17 protein-coding genes are annotated in these 17719 nt (G+C 72.9%); 10 read left to right on the top strand and 7 right to left on the bottom strand.

Features of this window, described 5'->3' with window-relative positions; translation table 11 throughout:
- Nucleotides 1–9: 9 nt before the first annotated feature.
- The gene (gene ypfJ / locus PH189_RS24055; protein ID WP_274191374.1) at nt 10–1038 is read right to left on the bottom strand and encodes a KPN_02809 family neutral zinc metallopeptidase; all 1029 of its coding nucleotides are present in this window, start codon (nt 1036–1038) and stop codon (nt 10–12) included.
- A gap of 339 nt (nt 1039–1377) precedes the next feature.
- Between ypfJ and PH189_RS24050 the strand changes: the two genes are divergently transcribed.
- The 8 genes from PH189_RS24050 to PH189_RS24015 all read left to right on the top strand — a co-directional run bounded on the left by PH189_RS24050 (nt 1378) and on the right by PH189_RS24015 (nt 9587).
- The gene (locus tag PH189_RS24050) at nt 1378–3801 is read left to right on the top strand and encodes a molybdopterin cofactor-binding domain-containing protein (protein WP_274191373.1); all 2424 of its coding nucleotides are present in this window, start codon (nt 1378–1380) and stop codon (nt 3799–3801) included.
- Nucleotides 3802–3811: 10 nt separating this feature from the next.
- Nucleotides 3812–4288 carry a (2Fe-2S)-binding protein gene (locus PH189_RS24045; protein WP_274191372.1) on the top strand — a complete coding sequence of 159 codons (477 nt, stop codon included), beginning with the start codon at nt 3812–3814 and terminating at the stop codon, nt 4286–4288.
- A 63-nt stretch (nt 4289–4351) separates the two neighbouring features.
- Complete coding sequence (gene tatA / locus PH189_RS24040) at nt 4352–4636, top strand: Sec-independent protein translocase subunit TatA (protein WP_274191371.1); 285 nt, start codon at nt 4352–4354, stop codon at nt 4634–4636.
- A 3-nt stretch (nt 4637–4639) separates the two neighbouring features.
- Nucleotides 4640–5530, top strand: coding sequence for a twin-arginine translocase subunit TatC (gene tatC / locus PH189_RS24035; protein WP_274191370.1), 891 nt, complete (start codon nt 4640–4642; stop codon nt 5528–5530).
- Between the two features lie 11 nt (nt 5531–5541).
- The gene (tatB, locus tag PH189_RS24030; protein WP_274191440.1) at nt 5542–5925 is read left to right on the top strand and encodes a Sec-independent protein translocase protein TatB; all 384 of its coding nucleotides are present in this window, start codon (nt 5542–5544) and stop codon (nt 5923–5925) included.
- A 68-nt stretch (nt 5926–5993) separates the two neighbouring features.
- Entirely contained in the window at nt 5994–7535 is a 1542-nt protein-coding gene (locus PH189_RS24025; RefSeq protein WP_274191369.1) for a metallophosphoesterase family protein, read from the top strand.
- Nucleotides 7532–9019: a flavin-containing monooxygenase gene (locus PH189_RS24020; protein ID WP_274191368.1), complete on the top strand. Its 1488-nt coding sequence runs from the start codon at nt 7532–7534 to the stop codon at nt 9017–9019. Before PH189_RS24025 ends, PH189_RS24020 begins: the two co-directional genes overlap by 4 nt.
- A complete protein-coding gene (locus PH189_RS24015; RefSeq protein ID WP_274191367.1) occupies nt 9012–9587 on the top strand; it encodes a P-loop nucleotide/nucleoside kinase family protein in 576 nt (191 codons plus the stop codon). The genes PH189_RS24020 and PH189_RS24015 overlap by 8 nt, the downstream gene beginning before the upstream one ends.
- 45 nt (nt 9588–9632) lie before the next feature.
- On the opposite strand, the gene PH189_RS24010 is transcribed toward PH189_RS24015, so the two are convergent.
- Nucleotides 9633–10679 carry a YihY/virulence factor BrkB family protein gene (locus tag PH189_RS24010; protein WP_274191366.1) on the bottom strand — a complete coding sequence of 349 codons (1047 nt, stop codon included), beginning with the start codon at nt 10677–10679 and terminating at the stop codon, nt 9633–9635.
- Nucleotides 10680–10865: 186 nt separating this feature from the next.
- Here PH189_RS24010 and PH189_RS24005 point away from each other — a divergent pair, with 186 nt between their 5' ends.
- The gene (locus PH189_RS24005; protein WP_274191365.1) at nt 10866–11837 is read left to right on the top strand and encodes a mechanosensitive ion channel family protein; all 972 of its coding nucleotides are present in this window, start codon (nt 10866–10868) and stop codon (nt 11835–11837) included.
- Nucleotides 11838–11969: 132 nt separating this feature from the next.
- On the opposite strand, the gene PH189_RS24000 is transcribed toward PH189_RS24005, so the two are convergent.
- The 3 genes from PH189_RS24000 to PH189_RS23990 are packed head-to-tail and all read right to left on the bottom strand — an operon-like array spanning nt 11970 to nt 14136.
- Nucleotides 11970–13250 (bottom strand): alpha/beta hydrolase, encoded by a 1281-nt coding sequence (locus PH189_RS24000; protein ID WP_274191364.1) that lies wholly within the window; start codon nt 13248–13250, stop codon nt 11970–11972.
- Complete coding sequence (locus tag PH189_RS23995) at nt 13247–13489, bottom strand: hypothetical protein (RefSeq protein ID WP_274191363.1); 243 nt, start codon at nt 13487–13489, stop codon at nt 13247–13249. Before PH189_RS23995 ends, PH189_RS24000 begins: the two co-directional genes overlap by 4 nt.
- Entirely contained in the window at nt 13486–14136 is a 651-nt protein-coding gene (locus tag PH189_RS23990; RefSeq protein ID WP_274191362.1) for a VOC family protein, read from the bottom strand. The genes PH189_RS23995 and PH189_RS23990 overlap by 4 nt, the downstream gene beginning before the upstream one ends.
- Nucleotides 14137–14345: 209 nt before the next feature.
- Here PH189_RS23990 and PH189_RS23985 point away from each other — a divergent pair, with 209 nt between their 5' ends.
- A complete protein-coding gene (locus PH189_RS23985; protein WP_274191361.1) occupies nt 14346–15161 on the top strand; it encodes an enoyl-CoA hydratase-related protein in 816 nt (271 codons plus the stop codon).
- Here PH189_RS23985 and PH189_RS23980 read toward each other — a convergent pair.
- Complete coding sequence (locus PH189_RS23980) at nt 15125–16330, bottom strand: CaiB/BaiF CoA transferase family protein (RefSeq protein WP_274191360.1); 1206 nt, start codon at nt 16328–16330, stop codon at nt 15125–15127. The two genes, PH189_RS23985 and PH189_RS23980, sit on opposite strands and share 37 nt — an antisense overlap.
- A complete protein-coding gene (locus tag PH189_RS23975) occupies nt 16327–17628 on the bottom strand; it encodes an MFS transporter (RefSeq protein WP_274191359.1) in 1302 nt (433 codons plus the stop codon). Before PH189_RS23975 ends, PH189_RS23980 begins: the two co-directional genes overlap by 4 nt.
- Nucleotides 17629–17719 lie beyond the last annotated feature (91 nt).

The raw sequence follows: 17719 nt of genomic DNA, 5'->3' as shown, positions 1-17719 counted from the left end.
TCCCGTGGCTCAGCCCAGGTCGTTCGTCCGGAACGTGTCGCAGCGGGTGGGGTCGCCGGTGGTGAACCCCGTGGTGAGCCACTTCTTGCGCTGGGCCGACGTGCCGTGGGTGAACGAATCGGGGTCGACGGTGCCGCCGCCGAGTTGGCCCTGGATGTAGTCGTCGCCGATGCGCGTCGCGGCGTCGACCGCGGTGTCCAGGTCGGCCCGGGTGATCTCGGTGATGAACGCGGGTCGCCCGCCCTGCGGCCGGGTCGCGTTGTTCATCCAGACGCCGGCGTAGCAGTCGGCCTGCAGCTCGACGCGCACCGCCGCGGACGACGCGCCCTGCCGCGCGGACGCGGCCTCGGTGCTGCTCAGGGTGCCGAGCTGGTCCTGGACGTGGTGGCCGTACTCGTGGGCGAGCACGTACGCGTTGGCCAGCGGTCCGCCCTGGGCACCGAACTGCTGGCGCAGCTGGTCGTAGAAGGTCAGGTCGATGTACACGAGGTCGTCGGTCGGGCAGTAGAACGGCCCGGAGCTGGAGTCGGCGCTGCCGCAGCGGGTGTTCACCCGGCCGCTGAAGAACACGGTGTCGACGTTCTGGTAGCGCGGCTGCGCGCCCCGCACCCTCGACGCGATCTGCGCGTAGCCGCCGCCCGTCCAGTACGCCTGGATCGAGTTGATGTCGGCGACGATCGCGCAGTCGGGGTTGGTGTTGGCGTCCGCGCCGGTACGGCACTCGCTCGCCAGCTCCGACGTGCCCGCCACCGCCGGCCCGCCGGGCTCGCCGAACCCGCCCGCGATCGACGAGCCCGTCCCTCCCCCGCCGCCGAGGAACGTCACGGCGAGGAAGCCGACGACCACGACGACGATGAGGACCCAGCTGACCTTGCCGCTGCGCCCGCGGAAGAGCAGACCGATCAGCAGCGGCAGGAGGCCCCCGCCCCCGCCCCCGCCCCCGCCGAGTCCCCCGAAGCCCGAGCCGGAACCGGCGCCCTGCCCACGGGTGTCCGTGACCTCGGAGGCGTCGAGCTGGGCGTCGTCGTCGTAGCGCATCGGCAGGCCCGTCGGGGGTGGAGGGACGTGTGGAGTCCCGATCCTGGCCCACACCGGCCGGCCTGCGCTCCCCTCGCCGCCGGGCACCCGCGCCGAGATCCGGTTTCGCGACAAAAGTCCTGTTCAGAGCCGTGGTCAACGTTGTTGGCCGACACAGTTTAATGATCTTGACAGGGGTCCGTTACGGTTTCGTAACCCAAGTCGTTAGTCCTTAAAGCGCTACGGACTACAACGAACGGCTCTACGAACGCCGAAAGGATTGCGATGCCGGCCAAGCACCGCTCCGCCCCGCGACCGTCCCGCCGACCGGCGGACCGGACGCGGCCCACCGTCGCCGGCATGGAGCGTCGCCGCTTCCTCGGGTACCTGATCGCGGCCCCGACCCTCGCCGTCGGCGTGAAGCTGACCGCCGACTCGGTCCTCGAGGCCAACGCCCTGCCCTCCCCCACCCCGGAGGTGTCGGAGGTCTACGACCTGTCCGACCTGCTGCTGGACTCCACCCGCGCGACGGCGAACCTCATCACCATCGTCGTCAACGAGGACGGCACCGTCTCGTTCAGCATCCCGCGGGCCGAGAGCGGCCAGGGCATCACGACGACGGCGGCGGTGCTCATCGCCGAGGAGATGGGCATCGACGTCTCCGACGTCAACGTCACCCTCGCCGACGCGCGGCCCGAGCTGCTGTTCAACCAGCAGACCCAGGGGTCGGCGTCGGTGATCTCCATCTACACGCCGGTCCGGGTGGCGGCGGCGCTGGCCCGGGGCCGGTTGGTCGAGGCGGCGGCGACGATCCTCGGCGACGAGGCCGAGAACCTCCGCACCACCGGCGGTCGGGTGCTCTCCACCGCCGGATCGAGCGTGCCGTTCGCCGAGCTGGCCGCCGCGGCGGCGAACTCCGTGACGCGGGAGGCGATCACCGAGCTCAAGCCCGTCGACGAGTTCGAGATCATCGGGACCGACACGCGCCGCGACGACGTCGTCGCCGCCGTGACCGGCCGCAAGAACTACACGATGGACCTCGACGTCCCCGAGGCGCTGCCGACCATGATCGCCCGGCCGCCGACGATCAAGGGGACCGTGGAGTCGGTCAACAACCTCGACCAGGTCCGCACCATGCCCGGCGTCACCGACGTCGTCGAGATCTCCACCGACGCCGAGCCCGGCCGGGGCACCACCTCGTCCGCGGTCGCGGTGCGCGCCCGGACCTTCGGGCAGTGCATCGACGCGGTCAACGCTCTGGACATCACCTGGGGCGGGGGCAACGTCGACGACGAGTCGGACGAGACGATCCTCGAGCAGCTGCGCGCGGCCGACGCGCCGGCCAACCTGCCCTCGCCGACCCCGCTGGACGAGGTGGGCGGGGTGGTCCCCCTCGCGACCGACGCCCTCGGGGAGGTCGGCCCGGTCGAGGCGCTCGAGCAGGAGTTCGTCTTCTACTGGCGCAGCAACGCCGCGATGGAGCCCAACGTCGCCATCGCCGACGTCCGCGACGGCGAGGCGGAGGTCTGGACCCCCAGCCAGATCCCGATCGTCACCCAGAGCCAGCTCGCCCAGGTCCTCGGCATGACCCCGGCCCAGGTCACCGTCCACGTCCCCCGCGGCGGCGGCGCCTTCGGCCGCCGACTCTTCAGCGACGCCGCGCTCGACGCCGCGCGCGTGTCGCAGGAGATCGGCAAGCCCGTGCGACTCATGTGGCACCGCGCCGACGAGTGCCGGGCCGGCCGCGTCCACCCGATGTGCATCTCGCGGGTGAAGGCCACCTACAGCCCGAGCCTCGGCGAGGTCGTGAGCTTCGAGCAGCGGCAGACGAGCGTCGCCACCGACTACACCGAGTCCCTCGGCGACATGATCACGTCGCAGGCGGCGAAGCTGCCGTTCGCCAACGAGCTCACGCTCTCGCAGACCGTCTTCCTCCTGACCGCGAGCGTGCCGTACGACCTCGGCGCGATCGTGTTCGGCTACAACGAGATCTTCGACTTCGACCGCTTCGCCACCGGCAGCGTCCGCAACCTCAACAACCAGGACTTCCGGCCCGCCCAGGAGCTCATGGTCGACCAGCTCGCCGCGAAGCTCGGCGAGGACCCGATGGAGTTCCGCCTGAACCGCGTCGAGGACGAGCGGGCCAAGGCCGTCCTGGAGGCGGTCCGGGACGAGGGCGACTGGGGCCGGGACCTGCCCGAGGGCGTCGCCCAGGGCGTCGTCGTGCACAACGAGTACAAGGGCTCGGTGGCCATCCTCGCCGAGGTCGACACCCGGCCCGAGACCGCCGAGCGCGAGATCCGCGGCGCCACCACCGGCCCGCGGGTCCGCAAGGTCACCGTGGCGGTCGACGTCGGACTGGCGATCAACCCGCTCGGCCTCAAGGCCCAGATGGAGGGCGGGGTCATGACCGGGATCTCCCACGTGTTCACCGGCAGCCTGCACCTGCGCGACGGCAACTTCCTCGAGGGCAGCTGGGACGACTACCGCTACACCCGCCACTGGAACGCCCCGCCGGAGATCGACGTGATCGTCATGCCCCCGAGCGGTGACCGTCCCGGCGGCGCCGGCGAGCTCGCCGTGGGTGCGGCCACGGCCGCCGTGGCCTGCGCCTACGCCCGCGCCGTCGGGGAGATGCCGACGAGCTTCCCGATCGGCCACACCAAGGACGTGCCCTTCGAGGTGAAGAAGTTCGTCCCGCCGCTGCCCCCGTCCCCCACGGACGGCCTCACGGCGTACCCGACGCCGTCCGCGGCCGGTCCGGCGTTCAACCCCGCGAGCTGAGGAGCCCCGCATGCCTCCCCGCACCTTCAAGGTCAACGGCCGCCCCGTGACCGTCGACATTGAGGACGACGTGCGCCTGCTCTGGGTGCTGCGCGACGTCCTCGGCATCACCGGGCCCAAGTACGGCTGCGGCATCAACGTCTGCAAGGCCTGCACCAGCCACATCAACGGCCGGGCGTTCAACCCCTGCTCGGTGCCGGTCAGCGCGATCCAGCCCACCGACGAGGTCACCACGATCGAGGGCCTCCCGGACACCGTCGGCGCCGACCTGCACCCGATGCAGGAGGCGTGGATCGACCGCGACGTCCCGCAGTGCGGCTACTGCCAACCCGGCCAGATCATGGCGGCCGTCGACCTGGTCAAGAAGGTCAAGGCCGACGGCGGATCGATCACCGACGACGACATCGACGAGATCCGCAACATGTGCGCCTGCGGCACGTACTCCCGCATCCGGGAGGCCATCAAGCAGGGCGCCGAGAACATGTGACCACTGCTCCCCGTCCGTCCCGTCTCTGCCCGCTCCCCCGTTCGTCCCCCGGAAGGAACCGTCATGACCGGAGCCCTCAGCCCCACCCACTGGCTGGTCATCCTCGTCGTCGTCCTGCTGCTCTTCGGCGCCAAGCGCATGCCCGACGCCGCCCGCGGCATCGGCCGGTCGCTGCGCATCTTCAAGGCCGAGACCAAGGCTCTGACCGACGACGGCGAGTCCTCGTCGCCGGCGGAGGCCTCCGCGGGGGCGCCCGCCGCGGTCGAGACCGGGTCCGCGCGGCGTGCCGGCACGACGCCGTCGGCCGACGCCGCCCCGGCGAGGTCCACCGACGCCTCGACGGTCTAGGCCGTGCCGGACCTGCGGCGGATGCGGTCGAGCCGGTGGTGGCCCGGCCGGCGGCGCCGGAATCCCGACGCCACGATGTCGGTGCTCGACCACCTGCTCGAGCTGCGTCGCCGTCTGGCCTGGGCGCTGCTCGCGGTCGCGGTCGGCACGGTGGCCGGGTTCGTCTGGTACGAGAACGCGGTGTTCGGGGCGCCCACCCTGGGTTCCCTGCTGCTCGAGCCCTACTGCTCCCTGCCGTCGTCGGCGCGCGCCGGGTTGGGGGCCGGCGAGTGCCGGCTGCTCGCCACCGGGCCGTTCGACCAGTTCGTCCTGCGGCTGAAGGTCGCGATCACCGCCGGCGTGGTCCTGTCCTCGCCGGGGTGGCTCGGGCAGCTGTGGGCGTTCGTCACCCCCGGGCTGCGGCGGAACGAGCGACGGGGCGCGGTGCTGTTCGTCAGCAGCGCCTCGGTGCTCTTCGCGGGGGGCGCGGTGATCGCGTACCTCGTCGTCGCCGAGGCCCTCGGGTTCCTGCTCATGGTCGGCAACAGCGTGCAGACCACGGCGCTCCGCGGCGACGAGTACTACTCCCTCGTCCTCTCGCTGATGGTGGTCTTCGGCGTCGCGTTCCTCACCCCGCTCGTGGTGATCATGCTCAACCGCGTCGGGGTCGTGTCCTACCGGAAGCTGGCGAGCTGGCGCCGGGGCATGATCTTCGGCGCGTTCCTGTTCGCCGGCGTCGCCACGCCCGGGGGCGACCCGATCTCCATGGCGGTGCTGGGCGCCGCGCTCTGCGTGCTGCTCGAGGCCGCCACCCAGGTCTGCCGGCTGCACGACCGTCGTCGCGCCCGGCGCGACCCGGGCTGGGAGGACCTCGACGACGACCAGCCCTCGCCCCTCGAGAAGGAGGTGACGTAGCCGTGTTCGGGATGAGCATGGGTGAGCTGCTGCTGCTCGCCCTGGTCGGCTTCTTCGTGATCGGCCCGGAGCGGCTCCCGGCCGCGATCCGCGCGGTGGCCGGGATGGTCACCCAGGCCAAGCAGTACGCGACGGCGGTCAAGGACCAGGTCGGCGAGGCCGCCGATCTCGCCGAGGTCCGCCGCCAGCTCGACGAGCTGCGCGAGCCTCTCGCCGAGATCCGCTCGGCCGACCCGCGCCGTGCCTGGCGCGAGGCGTTGCGGGACGAGCTCGCCGCGCCGCCGACCCCCGCGCCCACCCCCCGACCCGTCCGACGGTCGCAGAGGCCGGGGATGCCGGTGGCCGCGGTCTCCCCGGCGACCTCCGGGACGGCGAGCGAGGCCCCGGTGCCGTAGCGCCTCGCCGCGCGCCCCGGCGGGCGCGGCAGGATGCCGCGCCCGCCGGGGCGCGGCAGGATGCCGGCATGCAGGTCGTGATCCACCGCCCGACCGTCTCCGGCGCGCGGCTCTGGATCCAGGCCGAGCTCAAGGAACGGCGCTGGTCGCTCGAGGTGCGTGACGGCGAGCAGGTCGTCCACGCCTGGTCGCCGGACCAGCACGATCCCGACCACCTCATGACGAACGTCGCCCCGCGCAGCACCGACACCCGCATCTGGTTCGTCGACCTCGCCGAGCTGGCGCCGGGCACGGAGTACACCGTCTGGTACCTGCCCCGGCGCAGCGGGTGGTCGCGCGAGGACGGCGACCGCATCGTGGCGAGCTTTCGGACGTTGCCGACATCGTTGCGCGACCAGCCGTTCCGCGTGCTCCTCGCATCCTGCTACTGCGAGGACCGCGACGAGCCCGATTCCCTGCTCACCCGCGCCCAGCCGCCGCGGTGGGCGCGACCCACCCTGGACGTCGGCCGCCGGCTGCGGCGGGCGTGGGTGGCGCTGTCGAGCCTGCTCCGTACGGGGCCGCCGTCGAGCGAGCCGACCGGGCGCGTCGCGGCGCGCTACCGGGACGTGCGCCGGTCGGGTCTGCGGCCGGACGTGAAGTTCCTCGTCGGCGACCAGGTCTACCTCGACGCGCCGTACCGCGACTTCCTGCTGCCGATGGGTCAGTCGCGGATGAAGCGGCACATCTCGCGGACCTACTCGCGGACGTGGGACAAGCTCAATCACCTGCTCGCGCACGGCGGGAACTTCTTCGTCACCGACGACCACGAGTTCTGGAACAACTACCCGGCCAACCCGCTCGTCTGGATCACCCTGCTCCGGCGCCGCACCCGGGAGCGGTGGGAGCTCCACGCCCGCGACTTCCTGCACAAGGTGCAGGACACCCAGCACACCCTCGGGTTCGACATCGGGGCGGACCGCCGCGAGCTCGCCTTCTTCATGGCCGACACCCGCGTTCGCCGGCAGCGCCCGACGTGGCCGTGGAGCCGGGTCGAGAGGTTCATGGCCGAGGAGGACTTCCGGGAGCTGCTCGCGTGGATCCGCGGACTGGACGTGCCGGGCGTGCTCGTGACGGGCCAGCCGCTGCTCGCCCCGGCCCGGGGCTTCTTCCCGCGGATCCTCGACCGCGGCCTGCCCGATCACGGCGACCAGTACCGGCGGCTGTGCGACGCGCTCGCCTCGGCGGCCCACGACGTCCTGATCCTCTCCGGGGACATCCACTACGCCCGCTACGCCCGGGTGACGCTGACGGACCGCTCGCACGTGCTCCACGAGCTCGTCTCCTCGCCCCTGACGCTGCTGCCCGCCGCCGGCAACCACTTCGGGGCCGGACCCGAGGGCGACGGGCCCGCGCACACCAGCCCGTTCCCGCTGGACGGTGAGCCGCTGGGCACCGCCACGTACTCCGACCCGCTCCGCGGCTCCGGCGACCCGTGCCGTGACCACTTCATGATCCTCGAGTTCGCGCGGGACGGGGGCGGAGCGGTGACGGTCGACGTCTCCGTCCACCTCGTCCGGCCCGAGGACGGCGCCACGCCGACGCCGCCGGGCCCGCTGGTGCTGCGGTGACGGTCGAGGAGCTCGACGCCGTCGTCATCGGCGCGGGCGTCGCGGGGCTGTACCAGCTGCACCTGCTGCGCGCGCAGGGTCTGCGCGTGCGCGCCTACGACGCCGCCGACGACATCGGGGGCTCGTGGTGGTGGCACGGCTACCCTGGCTCCCACCTCGACTCCGAGGGCCCCGGGTACCAGTACCTGTTCTCCGAGCAGCTCTACCGCGACTGGGGCTGGAGCGAGCGCTACCCCGCCGGCTACGAGGTGCAGCGGTGGCTGCGCTTCGTCGCCGACCGGCTCGACCTGCGCCGCGACATCCGCCTGCGCACCCGGGTCGTCGACCTGCACCTCGACAAGGAGCGCGGCCGCTGGACCGTGCGCACCGACAGTGGCGAGATCCTCGACGCCCGGTTCGTCGTCGCCTGCACGGGGGTGCTGCCGGAGCGGACGATCGACCTGATCGGTGGCGACTTCGCGGGGCAGGTCCTCGACACCGCGCGGTGGCCGGAGGGCCGGTACGACCTCGCCGGGCGACGGGTCGGCGTCCTCGGGAGCGGCGCGGCGGCGGTCCAGCTCGTGCCGACGATCGTCGACCGGGTGTCCCGGCTGACGGTCTTCGCGACCGGTCCCGTCGACCTCCTGCCCCGCGCGAACCCGGTGTTCGGCTGGCGGGAGCGGGACGCCTACCGGAGCCGGTTCGCCGAGCTCCGCGACACGGTCGTCCACACCCTGACCGGCGACGAGGAGCGCCCGCCGGCGCCGGGTGACGGGACGAGATCGGCGTGGACGGGTGCCCTCGGCGCGCCCGGGGACGCGGGAGAGGCCGTGCGCGCGGCGATGCGGGCCCGGCTGCCCGATCCCGGCCTCGCCGACGTGCTCGTGCCGCGGGGCGGGTTCGGCGTGCGGCCCGTGCGCCTGGACGCCGGCTACCTCGAGGTGTTCGGCCGCGACGACGTCGACCTCGTCGACCTCGGGCACACGCCGATCGACCGCCTCGTGCCCGAGGGGATCGAGCTGTCCGACGGCACGGTGCACGCGCTGGACGTGATCGTCGTGACCTCGACGTTCGACGGTGGACCGGACGCCCTGACGCGGGTCGACGTGCGCGGGCGCGGCGGGCGGGTGCTGGCCGAGGAGTGGGGCAGCCAGGACCGGGGAGCACAGCCGCGCAGCACGCTGGGGCTCGCGAAGCGCGGCTACCCGAACCTGTTCACCACCGCGGCCCCGCTCACGCCGCCGTCGGACCGGTGCCTCATGACGACCTGCCGGCAGGTGCAGGTCGAGTGGATCGCGCAGGCGATCGCCGACCTGCGCGCTGCGGGCCTCGACACCCTGGAGGCCACGGCGGCGGGCGAGGACGCCTGGATCGCCCACCACCACGAGGTGGCGGGCAGGATGCCCGTCGCGGCGTCGTCCGACTACGCAGGCGGCGTCGGCCTCTACCGGGAGCGTTGCCTGCGCGAGGCGGACGCCGGCTACCCCTCCTTCCGGCGTGCCTGAGCCGGCGGACGTCTGGGTGGTCGCGGGACCGCCCGGGTCGGGGAAGTCGACGGTGGCCGACCGGCTGCTGGCCATGCTGCGGCCCGTGCCGGCGCTGCTGGACAAGGACACGATGTACGGCGGCTTCGTGTCGGCGACCCTGGCAGCGGCCGGTCGTCCATCCGGCGAGCGCGAGGGATCCTGGTACGACGAGCACGTCAAGGTGCACGAGTACGGCGGGATGACCGCCGTCGCCCGGGAGGTCCGCACCCGCGGCTGCCCGGTCGTGCTCAGCGCACCGTTCACGGGCCAGATCCGGGACGTCGGGCGCTGGCGGGCGTGGGTGGACGAGCTCGGCGGCGAGCCCGTGCACCTGGTCTGGGTCGCGTCGGACGCCGCCACCCTGCGCCGGCGGATCGCGTCGCGGGGCCGGGCCCACGACGCGGGCAAGCTCGCGTCCTTCGACGCCTTCGCCGCGAGGATGCAGCCGGACGTCCCGCCGCCCGTGCCCCACCTCGCGGTCGACAACCGCACCGACGGCGCGGAGGGCATCGACGCCCAACTCCGGGCGGGGTGGGGCCGAGGGTGACCGGGCGGACGCTTCGGATACCGAAGCGTCCCGCGGTGACCCCCCTCAGGCGTCGACGGCGTCGTCCGCCTTGGCCGCACCTCGGGAGCCCATCGGCTGCGGGCGCCCACGGGTGGTGTCCTGCTCCGTCTGGTACTCGGCCTCCGAGTTCACCTCGGCGCCGAGCAACACGATGTAGCTGGTCAGGTAGAGCCACAGCAGGAACACGACGACGCCGGCGAGGGCGCCGTAGGTCTTGTTGTAGCTGCCGAAGTTGTCGACGTAGAGGCTGAAGGCCACGCTGCCGACGATCCACAGCAGGGTCGCGACGACGGAACCCGGGGTCACCCAGCGGAAGCGGGGAGCGTCGCGGTCGGGGGCCACGCGGTACACCACGGCCAGCCCGAGCACGACGAGCCCGACGAGCAGGACCCAGCGCACGACCTGCGCGAGGATCCGGCCGGCCGTCCCGAGCCCGTCGAGCAGGACCGGGGCGACGGCCACGAGCGCGATGGCCACGACGACGAACAGGACCGCCCCGACCGTCAGCGCCAGCGCGAGGGCCCGCAGCTTCACGGCGCCGCGCCCTTCGCTCTCGTCGTAGGCGATGTTGATCGCCGCCATGAGGTTCTGCGTGCCGCTCGACGCGCTGAACAGGGCGGCGAGCACCGCGATGACGAGTCCGGTGGTCAGGCTCCCGGTGCTGGCATTCACGACCGACGCGATCTGGCCGACGACCAGGTCCCGGGCGCTCGCCGGCAGCGCCGCGGTGAGGCCCTCGATGGTCGACGCGACCTGCGCAGGGTCGGCGACGAGCCCGTAGAGCGAGACGAGGGCGATGAGCGCCGGGATGATCGCGAGGAAGCCGAAGAAGGCGACGCCGCCCGCGAGCATGCTCACGTTGTCGGCGCTGCTCTCGGCGAAGGCGCGGCGCACGATCTGCCACCACCCGTGCGGCGGCACCTCCTGTGGCGACCGGGCGTGGGCCCCGGGTACGGCGGGAGCCTCGGTCGCGGGGTCCGGTCGGCGGCGCGACGGGGCGTCCTCGTCGGGGCTCCGCACGACCTGGCGGACGACGAGCACGGCGGAGAGCAGTCGGACGACAGCACCCACGATGGCCCTCCTCGGGATCGGATGCCGCCGCTGATACCCGATGCGTGCCCGCTCCCACCATCGAGTGGTGTGACGCATTCGTACTGCCGGGCCGGACACGACGAACGGGGGACGGAGCGGTTACCGCCGACGCCGATCGGGGACCACGGAGATTCCACGATCGATTGAGGAGAACGGGGAAACCGTATGCCACCCGAATCGTCCGGAGGCGGTGGATTCAACATTCTGCAGAGCCTGCAGAATGCCTTCACCACCCTGCTGAACTACGTACCGAACATCATCGGTGCGCTGCTCGTCCTGCTCATCGGTTACATCATCGCGCGGCTCCTCCGGGCCGGGATCACGAAGCTGCTGCAGCGCGTCCGTCTCGACGAGCGACTGACCCACGGTCGCGGCGGCGAGTACGTCGGACGCTTCTCCCCCGACGGCAGCCCGTCCAAGCTCGTCGGCCTGGTCGTGCAGTGGGTGCTGCTCGTCTTCGTCATCGTCTCCGCGGTCGGCACGTTGAACATCCCCGCGGTCACCGGGTTCGTGAACCTGGTGCTCTCGTACCTGCCGAACGTCCTCGCCGCCGTGCTGATCTTCCTGGTGGCCGCGGCGATCGCCGCCGCCGTCGGCGGACTCGTGCACCGCACCATGGGCGACACCCCCACCGGCCGGGTGGCGCGCAGCGCCGCCCCGACGCTGGTCATGGCCATCGCCGTCTTCATGATCCTCAACCAGCTGGGTATCGCGCAGACGATCGTCACAGCCACCTACATCGCCCTGATCGGCGCGGTCGCGCTGGGCTCGGCACTCGCCTTCGGTCTCGGCGGGCGTGACGCCGCCGCCGACCTCATCAACTCCGGGTACCGCAAGGCCCAGCAGCAGTCCGACCAGGTCCGGCGCGACATGCAGATCGGTCGCGAGCGGGCCGAGGCGGACGCCCGCGCCCACGCCCCGAGCGGGCTGCGCGGCAACGGGCACGACGGTGCACACGACGCCGGCGCTCCCCCGGCCGCCCCGACGCCGCCGCAGGGGACGGCCGTCCCCGGTGGCGACCCGTACGCCCAGCCCGGTCCGACGGGTCCGGCGACCCGTCCCGGCGACCCCTACGGCGCCGGCGTGACCGAGCCCGTGTCGCCCGGCACCTCGCCGGGAGGCACTCCTCGGCGCTGACGCTCCGAGAGCCGTCCGTCCGCCCCGGCGCCCTGGGTGCCGGGGCGGTCGTGTCCCCAGGGGCCGCGACGTCTCCGCCGGGGATGCTGCGATGCTTCGGTTTCCGACGTGTCTCGCGGATCGGTGGCGCACTCAGACCGGCGGCGCGAGCTCGTGCCGCTCGCCGAGCCACGCCGCGATGCGCTCCGCCGCGAGCGCGTTGCCCGTCGGTTCTCCGGGCGCGATCGCGCCGCCGAAGTGGGTCCCGCGCACGCTCTCGTGCGTGAGGTCGGTGCTGCCGAGGGCGGACACCATGCGGTGGGAGTCGGACGGGAACGCCGCTTGGTCGCCGGTGAGCTCGACGAACAGGGCCGGCACCGTGACGCCGGGCGCGCACCGCACGAAGTCGGCGTTCGAGCTGAGCCCCGACCACGTCGAGAGCCACGCCTCGGGCGTCGTCAGGCGGCCGAACCCGACCTGCCCGTAGTTGATGAGGTCGGGCCGCGCGCCGAAGAGCGAGCCGTAGGGCCGGTCGCTCGGGTCGAGCGACAGGTCGACCGTGCGGGGATCGGCGTCGGTGCGGAACACCGTGAGGATCCTGGGCGCCAGTGCACGACGACGATCCGCTGCCGCACCGGTGCGCTTGTGCGCGGCGCGGGCCTCGGCCGTGCGGGCGACATGCTCGCGGGCCTGCGCGTCGAGGCGGGCGACCCGTGCGATCTGCGCCGCCCGGTAGCGCTCGAGGAACTCCACCGAGTATGACGACGAGGTGGGCGGCTCGGCGAAGCCGTTGCGGGGGTCGAACGCGTCGAGGTCGGGCACCGCGGCGAGCGGGTCGGTCTCGTCGGCGACCGACGGGTCGATGCAGCCGAGCAGCAGCCGCCCCTGCCCCGGGTGCGGAGCGAGGAACACGACGCCGTCGACCGTCGGCATCGTCGCGTCGGCGAGCGCCGTCGGGCGTCCGCCGGGCGTCGTCGCGATCCGGTCGGTGCCGGCGAGCCCGGCCTGCTCGAGGTAGAAGGCGAAGAAGGTGCCGCCGCCGGAATGCCCGAGCGGGACGATCGAGGAGTAGCCCTGTTCCCGCAGGAAGACCATGCCGGCCGCGGCGTCGAGCAGCGCCTGCTCGTGCACCAGGGTCAGGTCGTTGTTCACCGACCGCGTGTGCTGGGTCCACACCGCCGCGCCGGCCGCGAGGAGCTGCGGGACCAGCGCGTGGTGGGTGACGTCCTGACGCGGGTGCATGAGGCAGACCACCGTCCGCGCGCCCGGCACCGTCGCGAGCACGCCACGCACCGTGGCGCCGTCGGCGGTCGTCAGCTCGTGGACGCTCGTGACCGTCGCGGCCGGACGCTCGTCCACCGCGATGTAGCGCCCCGCGCCGAGGCCGGCAGGACCGGCCAGCCCCGTCGCTCCGCTCGCCCCGCGTGCGCTCACGCCGGATCGACCCGCAGGGCGTCCTTGTCGTGCTGCACGATCCGCCCGCCGGCGACGCCGGCCACGCAGCTGTACCAGACCGCGTGCCGGCAGCCGGTGGCGCGACGGTCGACGACGATCGACTCGTCGGCGGTGATCTCGAAGTACGGGCCGACCTTGCCGACGGCCGCACCCGCCTCCGCCGCGACCTTCGCCACCGTCGTGTTCTCCGGGACGTCGAGGACGTAGAGCGCGGTCATACCTGCGCCACCGCATCCCCCGTCGCTGCGCTCGCCCCGGCTTCCCAGTCGGCCGCCCGCGCCACGATCAGCTCGGCCTTGCGCGCCAGCAGCTTGCCGAACGACGGCTCGGGCTCGGCGACCACGTCGAGCAGCGCGTCGATGGTCAGGTTGGCGTCGAGGTCCTCCTGCGGCGTCACGGGACGCATCGCGCGGGTGAACTCGACCATGTAGCCGTTGGGGTCGTGCGTGTAGATCGACTCGATCGTCTCGTGCTGGATCTGCATCTCGACCGGCCAGGAGGAGTCGTCGAGCCGGCGCCGGTACTCCAGGAGGTCGTCCTGGTCGTCGACGTGGATCGCGAGGTGGCGCGACCGCACGAAGAACTCCGGTACATCGGGGCCGAACCCGGCGTAGACGTCGCCGCGCTCATGATCGTGCACCGGTTCGAGGCCGAAGTAGTAGAAGAACGCGATGCGGTCGTCGTTGCCGATGTCGAAGAAGAAGTGGATGAAGTCCGGGTGGTTCTCCGGACCCCAGCCCGCGGCACAGATCGAGTGCACGACCGGGAAGCCGAGGACGTCGCGGTAGAAGCGCACCGTTCCGGCGGGATCGAACGTCGGGAACGCCGTGTGGTCCACGCCGCGGACCTTGTGCTCGAGTGTCATCGTCGAACCTCCTGGCCCTCAGGTTAGGAGAAGTCGACGGGAGCGTCAATCTTTCGACGTTGTCGTCGTCCTGCGACGCCTGGCCGCGGGCCGGTGATAGGGCAGAACTATCACCGCGCGCGATCTTTCGTCTTTGACCCGCTCTACGGCACCTCGTTGACTGGACCGGGGCCGCATCGGGCGGCCCGACCCCGATGAGGAGGTCCGGCGTGCCCGCGTTCGTCGACCGCACGAGAGCCGGCAGTGTCGTCCGCCTGACCCTGTGCCACGAGAGCCGCGGCAACGCCGTGTCGGTCGACCTCCTCGAAGACCTCGACCGACGGCTCGAGGAGATCGAGGCCGACCGCTCGGTCCGCGTGGTCGTCCTGACCGGTCGGGGCCCCGCGTTCTCGGTGGGTGCCGACCTCGCGGCTCCCCCCGAGCAACGGTGGCTGCGACGGGACACCGTCGCCGCCGACCTCTCGCGGCTCCGCCGCGCGACCCGCATCGTCGAGCGCCTGCACCACCTGCCGCCGGTGACGGTGGCGGCGGTCAACGGAGCCTGCGCTGGCGCCGGCCTCGCACTCGCCCTGGCCTGCGACCTCCGTGTCGCCGCCGAGGGGGCGGTCGTCAACACCGCGTTCCTCAGCGCCGGGCTGCCCGGCGACTTCGGCGGGATCTGGTTCGCGACCCGCGCGCTCGGCGCCGCGCGCGCCCGGGAGCTCTTCTTCCTGCCCGGCAAGCTCTCGGCCGCCGCCGCGTCGGATGCCGGGCTGCTCTCCCGGGTCGTGCCCGACGACGAGTTCGGGGCGGCGGTCGACGACCTCGCCCGCCGACTCGCGGCGAACGCCCCGGCCGCGGCACGGGCGATGAAGCAGAACCTGCAGGCCGCCGCGACGACGACGCTCGCGGAGTACCTCCGTCTGGAGAGCGAGCGCATGGTCGCCGGCTTCCACGGCGACGAGGCGCCCGAGGCGGCCCGCGCGTTCCTCGAGCGCCGGACGCCGGACTACGCCGACGGCGTGGAGGTCGCCGCCGGGACGTGAACGACGCCCGCGGCGGCGAGCGCTTCCACCTCGTCCGGCGTGCAGCCGATCTCGGCGAGGACGTCCGCGGTGTGCTCCCCCACCGTCGGGGCGTGCCGCGTCGCGGCGGTCCGTCCGTCGCCGTCCCGCCAGGGCGCGCCGACGACGCGGTGGAGACCCGAGGCGGTGGAGACCTCCGTGAAGATGCCGGTGGCCAGGACGTCGGGGTTGTGCTCGACCTCGTCGTAGGAGTCGATCGACGCAGCGACGAGTCCGTGACCGACGAGCAGGTCGAGTGCCTCACGACGGGGCATCGCCCCGAACGCGACGGAGAGCTCGGCCAGCAGAGCGTCCCGGTGGACGACGCGGTCGCCGTTCGTGGCGAAGCGCGGGTCCTCGGCGAGATCGGGTCGCTCCAGCACGGCGCACAGCCGGGCGAAGTGGGCCGGGGTGTAGGCCGACACCACGATCGGTCCGTCGGCGGTGTCGACGAGGTCGGCGGCGGGCGCCACGGTCGGCTGCCCGTTCCCCTTGCGTGTCGGTGCCTGACCGGTGGCGAAGTACTCACCCCACACCGTCCCCTGCAGAGCGATCGCCACCTCGAGCAGCGACACCTCCACGTGCCGCCCCTCGCCGAAGCGCAGCCGGCCGATGTAGGCGGCGAGCACCGCCTCGGCGAGCACGTGTCCGGCCGCGGCATCGACCACCGGGAACCCGACGCGCTGGGGCGGACCGTCCGACTCGCCGGTGACCCACATGATCCCGCTCTCGGCCTGCGCCGCGATGTCGAAGCCGGGGCGGCGCGCCGACGGCCCGGACCGGCCGAAACCGGTGACCGTGCCGTACACAACCGTCGGGTTGGCCCGCCGGACGTCATCCGGTCCGAGGCCGGCCGCGTCCAGGGCACCGTGGCGCGCGTTCTGCAGCACGATGTCGGCGCGCTCGACGAGCGCGCGGGCGAGACGGCGCCCGTCGGCCGAGCGCAGGTCCATGGCGATCGCGCGCTTCCCGCTGTTGTAGGTCCGCACCATCGCGTCGCCGTAGACCCCGATGTGCCGTGCACCCTCCCCCGCGACCGGTTCGAGCTTGACGACGTCGGCACCCATCTCCACGAGCGCCCGGCCCGCGACGGGAGCAGCGATGAACTGGCCGAGGTCGACGACCCGCACCCCGGAGAGCGGGGCGGTCACGCGGTCGCCCGCTCGAGCCGGGTGGCGTCGCGCTCCGGGTCGATCAGCGGGACCGAGAGCAGGCCCCCGACGACGATGACCACGCCGCTGATGGCGAACCCGACCCCGTACCCCGCCGCGCCCGCGCCGGCGCCCTCGACGGCGAAGCCCAGGACGAGCGGTGCGATCACCCCGGCCATGCTGTAGATCGCCACCAGGACGCCGAGCACCGCGCCCCGATGGGCCGGGGCGACCAGGTCGGCGACGACGGTGAGCGCGACGCCGTAGGACGCCGAGTTCAGCGAGAACGCCAGCACGGTGAACACCATCTGGGCGAGGCCCGGCCCGACGACGGTGAGCAGGAACATGCACGCCCCGCCCGTGACCACGAAGGCGGCCGAGAGCCATCCGCGCGCGACGCGACGGGCGACGCCCCGGGCGACCATCCGGTTCGACAGCAGTCCGGCGCCGATCGCCGCGACCGCGGCGACGGCGTACGGGAGGGTGACCAGCCGGCCGGCGCTCGTGGTGTCGTAACCGAGGCCCTGCTCGAGGTACAGGGGAAGCCAGGAAACCCGCAGCGTCGTGGTCCAGTAGCCGACGAAGGTGAGCAGGCCGACGCCGAGGATCGTCGGGGTGGCGAGCTGCCGGCCCACGAGCCGCCAGTCGGTGCGTGTCCGTGGAGCGTCCGCCACAGCCGTCTCCTCCGGAGAGGGCCGGCCGAGGACGGCCCACGCGACCACCCACAGCAGGCCGAGGACGATCAGGACGCCGAACGCGGCGTGCCAGCTCCACGCCACGATGACCCACGTGAGCACGGGTGCGGCGACCAGCGGGCCGACGGAGCTGCCGGCACTGATCACCCCGGCCGGCAGCGCCCGCTTCTCGGCCGGGAACCAGGAGTGCACGACGTGGGTGGCGAGCGCGTAGGCCGGACCCTCGGCGAACCCGAGCACGACGCGGCAGGCGAGCAGGACACCGAAGCTCACCGGCGTCAACAGCGGCACCATCGTGAGCACCCAGACGATCATGAGCGCCGGCATGAGCCAGCGCGTGGAGACCCGGATGCTCAGCGCGCCGACGATCAGCGCCCCGGCCGCGAAGAGCCAGAAGAAAGCGCTCTGCACCAGGCCGAACTCGGCCGGACCGATGCCGAGGTCGCGCATGACCCGGCTCCCGGCGAAGCCGAGGACGGACTTGTCGGCGAAGTTCAGGACCATGAACGCGAAGGCGAGCGCGGTCGCCGTCCACGCTCCGCGCCGGACGCCGGCGGAGGTCCGGCCCGGGGTGGCGACGTCGACATCGGGCGTGGGCGGCATGGGGGGCTCCCGCGGATCGAGAGACCGCGCGGTGTGCGCGATGTGTGGCGCAAAGTCAAGGACACCGCCTCGACAGGGTCAAAGACGTGCT

This window comes from Actinomycetospora chibensis (assembly GCF_028737215.1).
In the GTDB taxonomy this organism is placed as follows: Bacteria; Actinomycetota; Actinomycetes; order Mycobacteriales; family Pseudonocardiaceae; genus Actinomycetospora; species Actinomycetospora chibensis.
Note: the sequence above shows the minus strand (reverse complement) of the source record. Positions and strands in the feature narration are given on the sequence as shown.